We start from the raw sequence: 6,525 nt of genomic DNA, 5'->3' as shown, positions 1-6,525 counted from the left end.
TTATCGCCGTAAAAGTCCCACAGTGGGGATTTTTACGGTGGCGAACCAACTCATATCCCCCAGGTCTCACATCGTCTCCACAGACGTAACTTTCCGAGTGCCCCTCGGTAGGTCGTGTCGACGTGAGTAGTATAGCACTGTACAAATCATCAGCAAGGGCATCCTGCGGATGCCGCGCTATCCATCCGCTCACTAAAAGTAAGCGGTTTTTCGCGCTGATTGATCACACCTATAAGCACATTGAGCTAACCGGTTCATCCGAAAAAGGGATTGAGGAAGCCGTGCAGAACGCCCTGGCGAAAGCCTCCGAAAGCGTTCAAAACATGCGCTGGCTCGAAGTCACCGACACCCGAGGCCATATTGAAGATGGCCGCGTGGCCCACTGGCAAGTGACCGTCAAAGTCGGCTTCACTCTGGAGTAATTCCCTACCTGCTTTTCGACGGCGGCTGGTTTACACTGGCCGCCGTCTTTGTTGCAGCGCACACCGCGTGCTGATAAAACGTTGGCGCTTATAACGGAACCGATGCTTAGCGATGAAAATCATCATTCTCGGCGCCGGCCAAGTCGGCGGCACCCTGGCGGAGCACCTTGCCCGCGAGGAGAACGACATCACCGTCGTCGATACCGACGGCGCAAAACTGCGCGAGCTGCACACCAAGCTGGATATCCGCACGGTGACCGGCGCAGGCTCCTACCCCATTGTGCTACGCCAGGCGGGCTGCGAAGACGCCGATATGCTGATCGCGGTGACCAACACCGACGAGATCAATATGATCGCCTGTCAGGTGGCCCATACGCTGTTTCGCACCCCCACCAAAATTGCCCGGGTGCGCTCCACCGCTTACCTCACTCGTAAGGGCCTGTTTGCCCACGAAGCGATCCCCATCGACGTGCTGATCAGCCCCGAGCAGGTGGTCACCGACCACGTGCGCCGCTTGATTGAGCACCCGGGCGCGCTACAGGTACTGGAGTTTGCCGGGGGTTTAGTGCAGCTGGTGGCAGTGAAAGCCTTCTACGGCGGCCCGCTGGTGGGCCAGGATTTGGCCTTTTTGGGCAAGCATATGCCCAACGTGGAAACCCGCGTGGCGGCGATTTATCGCCGCAACCGGCCGATCATTCCCCGGGGCGACACGGTGATTGAAGCCGACGACGAGGTGTTCTTTTTGGCCGCCCGCCGGGATATTCGCGCCGTAATGAGCGAACTGCGTAAGGTGGAGCGGGACTTCCGCCGCGTGGTGATTGCCGGGGGCGGCAATATCGGCGAACGGCTGGCGGAGCACTTAGAGCACAGCCATCAGGTGAAGATCATCGAGCACAGCCTGGAGCGCTGCACCACGCTTTCCGAGCGGCTGGATCGCACCGTGGTGCTCCACGGCAGCGCCACCAGCAAGCGGCTGCTGGAAGAGGAGAACATCGAAGACTGCGATATCTTCTGCGCGCTGACCAACGACGACGAAGTGAATATCATGTCGTCGCTGCTCGCCAAGCGGCTGGGGGCTAAGAAGGTGCTTACCCTCATCAACAACGCCGCCTACGTGGATTTGGTGCAGGGCGGCGATATCGACATTGCTATTTCCCCTCAGCAGGCCACCATCGGCAGCCTGCTGACCCACGTGCGCCGGGGCGATATCGTCAATGTGCACTCGCTGCGCCGGGGTGCGGCGGAGGCCATCGAAGCGATTGCCCATGGCGATAAGCAGTCGTCCAAGGTGGTGGGCCGTACCATCCGCGAGATCGACCTACCCGACGGCACCACCATCGGCGCCATCGTGCGGGGCAAAGAGGTCATTATCGCCCATGGCGACGTGCGGGTGGAAAGCGGCGACCATATCATTCTGTTTGTGATCGATAAGCGGCGTATTCGCGACGTTGAGCGCCTGTTCCAGGTCGGATTAACGTTTTTCTAAGGAGCCGGCCAGCGTATGAGACAACCACCACTATGAGTTTGCGGGTCATTCTACGTATTTTGGGCCTGCTGCTGATGCTTTTCAGCCTAACGATGCTGCCCCCCATGCTCATGTCGCTCTGGTTTCGAGACAGCGTCTGGCACGCGTTCATGAGCGGCATTGGGATTACCGTCATGACGGGGCTGTTTCTCTACCTGCCCAACCGCCGTGCTCACAAAGAGCTACGTATCCGTGACGGCTTTATTATCGCCGCGATGTTCTGGACGGTACTGGCCCTATTTGGTTCTCTGCCGCTCATGCTGTTTGGCGAAGGCTCACTGAGCATTACCGATGCGGTCTTTGAGTCGTTTTCCGGCCTGACGACCACCGGTGCCACAGTGATTACCGGCATCGATTTTTTACCGGAATCGGTGCGCTATTATCGCCAGCAGCTGCAGTGGCTAGGTGGTATGGGGATCGTGGTACTGGCCGTGGCTATTTTGCCTACCCTGGGCGTGGGAGGGATGGCCCTTTACCGCACCGAAATTCCAGGGCCATTGAAAGACTCCAAGCTAACCCCACGAATTACCGAAACCGCTAAAGCGCTCTGGTATATCTACGCAACGCTCACGTTTGCCTGCATGGTCGCCTATATGCTGGCGGGGATGAGCTGGTTTGATGCGCTGGGGCACAGCTTCTCCACCGTCGCCATCGGCGGCTTTTCAACCCACGATGCCAGTATTGGCTACTTTAATAGCGCCGCCATCGAACTTATTTGCATTAGCTTTATGCTGATCTCTGCCTTCAGCTTTAGCCTGCACTTTATTGCCTGGCGGGAAAAACGCTTACTGCACTACTTCCAGGACCCGGAAGCGCGCTTTCTTATGCTGTTTTTAGCCGGGCTCACCACGATTACCGTGATTACCCTGTGGCTCACCGACACCTACGATGACATCGTTGGGCTGCGCCATGCGCTGTTTGAGGTTGTCTCGGTCGCCACCACCGCAGGCTTCGCCGTGGCGGACTTTTCCGGGTGGCCGGGCGCACTACCGTTTCTGCTGTTTGTGGCCGCTTTTGTCGGCGGATGCTCCGGCTCTACCGCTGGGGGGATGAAGGTCATCCGTATTATCCTGATCTTGAAACAGGGCATGCGCGAAGTCATGCGGCTCATTCACCCCAATGCCGTGATTGCCGTTAAAGTCGGCAAAGTGAGCGTTCCCGATAGCATCGCCCAGGCCGTGTGGGGATTTTTCTCTGCCTATGTGATGCTGTTCTTTTTGATGCTGGTGGGCGTGATGGCGACGGGGGTCGATCAGGTAACGGCGTGGTCGACCGTTGGCTCTGCACTGAACAACCTGGGCCCTGCGCTGGGCGAAGCCAGCAGCCACTATGGCGACTTACCAAGCCTTGCCAAATGGATCTTAGTACTGGCCATGCTGCTGGGCCGCTTGGAAATTTTTACGGTACTGGTGCTGTTTACCCCGGCTTTTTGGCGCCGTTAAACGCGCATCACTCGTTACTTTTTTGTTGAGACTTTTTAATGAATCAAGATGATGCAACACCGCTGGCCCAGGAAAGCAGTTCCCTCCCAGCTACCAGCGGCCCGCTGAAAACCATTCAGGTGGGCGGCACGTACTACACCCTGCTAGGCACCGCCCACGTCTCTGCCGAGAGCGCCAACGACGTTCGCCAACTGATCGACAGCGGTCACTTCGATGCCGTCGCCATTGAGCTGTGTGACGCCCGTCACCACAGCATGGACAACCCAGACGCCATGGGCGAGCAGGACTTGTTTCAGGTGTTCAAGCAAGGCAAAGCGGGCATGGTGGCGGCGAGCCTGGCGCTCGGTGCCTTTCAGCAACGGATCGCCGAGCAGTCCGGTATTCAGCCGGGGGCTGAGATGCGTGCAGCCATTGAAGAGTGCCGTACGCGCAACCTGCCGCTACTGCTGGTAGACCGAGATGTCGGCATCACTTTGAAACGCATTTATCGCAACGTGCCTTGGTGGCAGCGCTTCTCGCTGTTTTCAGGGCTGATTGGCAGCGTGCTTTCTCGCCAGGATGTCTCCAAAGAGGACATCGAAAAGCTCAAAGAGGGTGACATGCTAGAGGCCACCTTCAGCGAGTTTGCCGCTGAATCCGAAGCGCTCTACACGCCCTTAATTCGCGAGCGTGACCGCTATATGGCGCTGCGTTTGGCGGAGGAAGCGCCGCCTGGGCGCTACCAGAACGTGCTGGTGGTATTGGGCGCTGGACACTTGAAAGGCACGGGCGAGCACTTGGAAACACCGCTGCCGGACAACCCCACGGTGGAGCGTGAGTCTCTCGAAGCCACACCGCCCCCTTCCAAACTGTGGAAAGCCGCCCCCTGGCTGATTACGGCGCTCGTCATTACCGGTTTTGTGGTGGGCTTTTCACGCAATACCGACCTTGGCTGGCAGCTGGTCATCGAGTGGTTCTTGATTAACGGCATTCTGTCTGGCGGCGCGACGATTGCGGCGCTTGCTCACCCGGTCACGGTGATTGCTACCTTCTTCGCTGCACCACTTACATCGCTTAACCCCACCATTGGCGCGGGCTTTGTAGCGGCGGGGGTCGAGCTGTATATGCGCAAGCCCAAGGTGCGCGACTTCTCCACCCTGCGCCATGATGTGACGCAGTTAAAAGGTTGGTGGCAGAACCGTGTCTCTCGCACCCTGCTGGTGTTTATCTTAGCCACCGTAGGTTCTGCCATTGGTACCTGGGTGGCAGGCTTTAGAATTGCAGGCGCGCTCTTTGGCAGCGGCGCGGCGTGAACAGCGTTAAACAAGCCCCCTGGCAGGCGGATGCGCTGCTTCTGCTCGTCACCGCCTTGGCTGCGGGTGGTTGGATTTTTTCTAAAGAAGCGCTGGCAGGCATGCCGCCCTTATTGTTTATAGGGACGCGCTTTTTATTGGCGGGGTTGATACTACTGGGATTTGCTTGGCCCACGCTGCGCAAAATGCCCGCCCGTAGAATACAGCGCGGGCTGCTGGTCGGCGTGTTATTTAGTGCGGCCATTGCGTTTTGGGTATTAGGGCTGCACCACTCCAACCATTTAGGCGAAAGCGCGTTTATCAATAGCCTCGGTATCTTATTGGTACCGGTGGTGGCACGGCTGCTGTTTGGCGACCGCCCGCCTCGCTCCACCTGGGTCGCGCTACCCGTGGCGCTGCTTGGGTTTGCCCTGCTATCGCTCAACGCAGGCTTTAATATCGAAGCCAGCCAGCTGCTGATGGCCTGCGCCGCCCTCTGCTTTGCACTGCTGATCAACGTCAATACCCGCGTGGTGCGTAACGTTCCCGCCCTACCTCTCACCACGCTACAACTCATCTCAGTGGGCGTGGTGCTGACCAGCCTATCACTGGTAGTGGAACACCAGCCGCTGGCACTGAACAAATCGATTCTGGGTTGGTTTATGGCCTGTGTACTGCTGGCAAGCTCACTGCGTTTCTTCTTGCAGATTAAAGCTCAGAGCATGACCACGCCAAGCCATGCAGCGGTCATTTTGATGTTAGAGGCGGTATGGACTGCACTGATAGCGGCATGGTGGTTTGGCGAAACCATGAGCGTACTTCAGTTACTGGGCTGCAGCCTGATTTTCACCGCGCTACTGATTAACCGCTGGTATTGGGTGCGCAAAGTCCTGTTACGCTGGTTGCCGGGCCAAACCCCTTAACGCTCCTACTGTTGCCTGTCTAACAGCCGCTGCATAGCAGGGGTGGGCTCGGCAATCTTGCGGTAGTAGCGGCTTTCCGCATAGCTATCGTTGAACACATCAAAGTAGTCATCCAGCACGCTTGCCGCCGTTTCATCACCGCTCTGGCGCAGCAGCTCAATCGCTACCTCGGCGGTGCACAGATGCGCTTTCGAGGCGGGCTTGCGCAGCCGGTAGCGGGTCTCCCGCTCGGTGCGCAGCGGCAGTACCGGCAGTGCATCCAGGTAAGGGCTTTTGCGGAACATGCGCCGCGCCTGTCGCCAGGTGCCATCCAAAATGATGAATACCGGTATGCGCGCCTGCTGCTTGGCGGCATGCACCGCGTCAATATCCACCACGCGGTCGGCGTAATCTGGCTGGTCATCAGGAAAAATCACGAACGGCGCATAGCGCGGATCTTGCAGCAGCGCGGCCAGCGCCTCGTCCGGCGCCGTGCGATACCAGGTAAATACGCGGGTGTTGGTGAGTACATCGCCAATCAAACGCCCGGTATTGGTCGGTTTGTAGTGTTCAATAGAGTGGGTCAGCAGCCACACCTGAGCGTCGCTCTCCGCCTTCACCTGATACGGGCAGAGGCAGTTCAGCTCGGGCAAGTTGCAGCCTTCGCAGCGTTTGACGAAGCTGCCCCGCGCTTTGAATTCACGCCGAGGCGGGCGCGGATGCCCGGTGGCCGGGTCGCGGTCGGTCATTGCATCATGCTCAGGGGGCAGCGAGGTCGCGTCAGGCATCTGCGCTCCAGTGGGTCGTCAAAGGACGCAGAGTTTGACATCCTCCCCTCCCTCAGCTTGCGCTGCCGTCTAGCGACGGAAAGGAAGGGGATTCCCAGGTTGTTACCTTCCTGGTTTCTGCTTCCAAGACGATTGCCCGAGGGAATGGCTTGGTTATCGCCGTAAAAGTCCCACA

The 6,525-nt window shown here is 58.4% G+C and carries 6 protein-coding genes; 5 read left to right on the top strand and 1 reads right to left on the bottom strand.

All coding sequences use genetic code 11. From position 1 onward, the window contains the following. Positions 1-215: 215 nt before the first annotated feature. From AC13CN_RS12275 to AC13CN_RS12255, 5 genes are all read left to right on the top strand, one after another. Complete coding sequence (locus AC13CN_RS12275) at positions 216-422, top strand: dodecin (protein ID WP_172515734.1); 207 nt, start codon at positions 216-218, stop codon at positions 420-422. Positions 423-534: 112 nt separating this feature from the next. Beyond that, entirely contained in the window at positions 535-1,908 is a 1,374-nt protein-coding gene (trkA, locus tag AC13CN_RS12270; protein ID WP_062359928.1) for a Trk system potassium transporter TrkA, read from the top strand. Between the two features lie 32 nt (positions 1,909-1,940). Continuing rightward, positions 1,941-3,389 carry a TrkH family potassium uptake protein gene (locus AC13CN_RS12265; protein ID WP_172515393.1) on the top strand — a complete coding sequence of 483 codons (1,449 nt, stop codon included), beginning with the start codon at positions 1,941-1,943 and terminating at the stop codon, positions 3,387-3,389. Positions 3,390-3,427: 38 nt separating this feature from the next. Beyond that, positions 3,428-4,681: a TraB/GumN family protein gene (locus AC13CN_RS12260; protein ID WP_054644942.1), complete on the top strand. Its 1,254-nt coding sequence runs from the start codon at positions 3,428-3,430 to the stop codon at positions 4,679-4,681. After that, positions 4,678-5,583, top strand: a complete 906-nt coding sequence (locus AC13CN_RS12255) for a DMT family transporter (RefSeq protein ID WP_172515392.1) — start codon at positions 4,678-4,680, stop codon at positions 5,581-5,583. The genes AC13CN_RS12260 and AC13CN_RS12255 overlap by 4 nt, the downstream gene beginning before the upstream one ends. Positions 5,584-5,588: 5 nt before the next feature. Here the strand turns inward: AC13CN_RS12255 and AC13CN_RS12250 are convergent, their stop codons facing one another. Continuing rightward, complete coding sequence (locus AC13CN_RS12250) at positions 5,589-6,350, bottom strand: tRNA-uridine aminocarboxypropyltransferase (RefSeq protein ID WP_172515391.1); 762 nt, start codon at positions 6,348-6,350, stop codon at positions 5,589-5,591. Positions 6,351-6,525 lie beyond the last annotated feature (175 nt).

This window comes from Vreelandella sp. L-25 (genome assembly GCF_056857535.1).
The sequence above is the reverse complement of the archived record's forward strand: the minus strand, read 5'-3'. Positions and strand labels throughout refer to the sequence as shown.